We start from the raw sequence: 1,974 nt of genomic DNA, 5'->3' as shown, positions 1-1,974 counted from the left end.
AGTATATCTCCAGGCTGACAGTTAAGAGTCTTACAGATTGCTTCCAGCGTTGAAAAGCGTATCGCCCTTCCTTTGCCCTGCTTCAGGATGGAAAGATTTGTCAGCGTTACACCAACTTTTTCGGATAATTCGGTTAACGTCATCTTCCGTTTGACCAACATCAAATCCAGATTTATTAATATAGGCATATTGCCCCCTTATATTGTAAGATCCAAATCTTCCTTTAGCCTGGCGCCCGATCTGAATACTTCAGAAAGAATAACTACCACAAGCCCGATGAATAACGTCCAGTAATTTATGTCTGAGAATGAAAAAGTGTAACTTCGTGAAAGGGGATTTACAGCCCATGATACAAAATATTTAATCCCTTTTACCGTAGTGCTGTTCATCCAGTAGACTAGCAGGACTCTTACAACTTCACTGAGAAGTATATATAAGCCTATGAATTTAACCGACTTGGAATTCTCCCTCTTGAATAAATTATCCGCCTTAGCGGCAAATAGTATTTTCCTGGCGTTATATATTATCATAAGACCGAAAAAAGCATAGGACAGAACCAGTATTGAAAATGATACTATAAACTGCGGATTATGCTTTATTTGACCGTAGCTTGTCGTCATTAATGGTAAGGATTCAGGCCTTTCCTCAGATGCATTGAGAAACGAAGTGCTGTCGTCAAACTTTAGATCGGAGTAATATTCATGATTACCTGCCGATTTCGTCCTTTGAGGATATTTTAAGCCTTCAACACCATAGAGTGACTTATATAAATTACTAAAGAATGCTGTAGCCGCAGAAGTGTCGTTTCTGCCGGTAAACAGTCGCATTTCCTTTTTTAAGTGCTCTTTTACCAGCTCATCATTTTTAATTATGTGCAGGTACTTGTTGTTGAAGTGGTAAGTGTAATTTCCGGACTCATAAGTTAAAGGAGGTACATTTACATTAAAATCACCAAATGTTACAATTAAAAACGAACAAACTAATAATAAGAGAACAGATGAAATAGCGATCCCGGAATACCATGTAATATTTAAGACTCTGCTTAAATTTGCAGAAAGGGGGCTGGAGGTGTGTTTCATTTCATATCCTTTGTTTTGTCCTGTTTCGAAATTAATAAAATGTTTATCGAAAAACAACAACGTTTTTATGAAATTCAACATTTCCCTGAATTGTAAGATTTGGAATTATTTGAATAAAAATTATCAGCCCTATTGCATATTATCCGGAAAAATCATAAATAGTGTACGTATGTACACTATTTATTGCCATGAAAATTACCAACGCTGAAACCTCATATATAGACCTTAACAGCTATAGTCTGCCCCGGACCCGCTTTAACCAGGGGGGGAAACTCACGCAGATCTATACACCGGTGCCCCGCAATACCGGAAGGGTAAAGTTCGATATATACGACTACCGGATGCTTTTTAATGACGAGGGGGTGAAGAAACTTATACGCGAAGGCGATACCATAGGATGCTTCTATATAGAATCCCCCGGAATGCGCTCACTCTTGAAGAAACTCTCGGTCGATACCTTTGAAATGCTCACGGCCGCAAGTTCCATTATACGCCCCGGCGTTGCCGAAAGCGGCATGATGCAGGAGTTTATACTGAGACATAAGGACCCGTCAAAAAGAAAATACCTCCTGCCCGAGATGGAGGAACTCCTCGGCGAAACCTACGGCATAATGATATACCAGGAGGACGTCTTAAAAGTTGCCCACCATATAGCAGGCCTCTCACTTGAGGAGGCCGACATCCTGAGGCGCGCAATGAGCGGCAAGATGCGCTCCCGCAGCGCCATGACGCAGCTTGAAGACAGGTTCTTTTCTTCATGCAGCGCAAAGGGAATAAGTGACGTGGCCGCCCGCGAGCTCTGGCGCCAGATTGAATCCTTTGCAGGCTACGCCTTCTGCAAGGCACACAGCGCTTCCTTTGCTCTCCTTTCCTTCCAGGTGGCTTTCCTTAAAGT

3 protein-coding genes are annotated in these 1,974 nt (G+C 41.8%); 1 reads left to right on the top strand and 2 read right to left on the bottom strand.

Translation table 11 applies throughout. The features are described 5' to 3' along the window. Together HF312_09615 and HF312_09610 are read right to left on the bottom strand one after the other, a co-directional pair. Window positions 1–188, bottom strand: a 188-nt coding sequence (locus tag HF312_09615) for a helix-turn-helix transcriptional regulator (GenBank protein ID MCU7520458.1), incomplete at its 3' end; no start/stop codon positions are given. A gap of 9 nt (window positions 189–197) precedes the next feature. Next, window positions 198–1,079: a DUF2975 domain-containing protein gene (locus HF312_09610; protein MCU7520457.1), complete on the bottom strand. Its 882-nt coding sequence runs from the start codon at window positions 1,077–1,079 to the stop codon at window positions 198–200. A 188-nt stretch (window positions 1,080–1,267) separates the two neighbouring features. Between HF312_09610 and HF312_09605 the strand changes: the two genes are divergently transcribed. Further along, window positions 1,268–1,974, top strand: a 707-nt coding sequence (locus HF312_09605) for a hypothetical protein (GenBank protein ID MCU7520456.1), incomplete at its 3' end; no start/stop codon positions are given.

The organism is Ignavibacteria bacterium (genome assembly GCA_025612375.1).
Lineage (GTDB): Bacteria > Bacteroidota > Ignavibacteria > Ignavibacteriales > SURF-24 > JAAXKN01.
Note: the sequence above shows the minus strand (reverse complement) of the source record. Positions and strands in the feature narration are given on the sequence as shown.

Bases quoted from the DNA above. Each gene is read 5' to 3' on its own strand.
- HF312_09610 (MCU7520457.1), bottom strand. From the start codon at position 1,079: ATGAAACACACCTCCAGCCCCCTTTCTGCAAATTTAAGCAGAGTCTTA.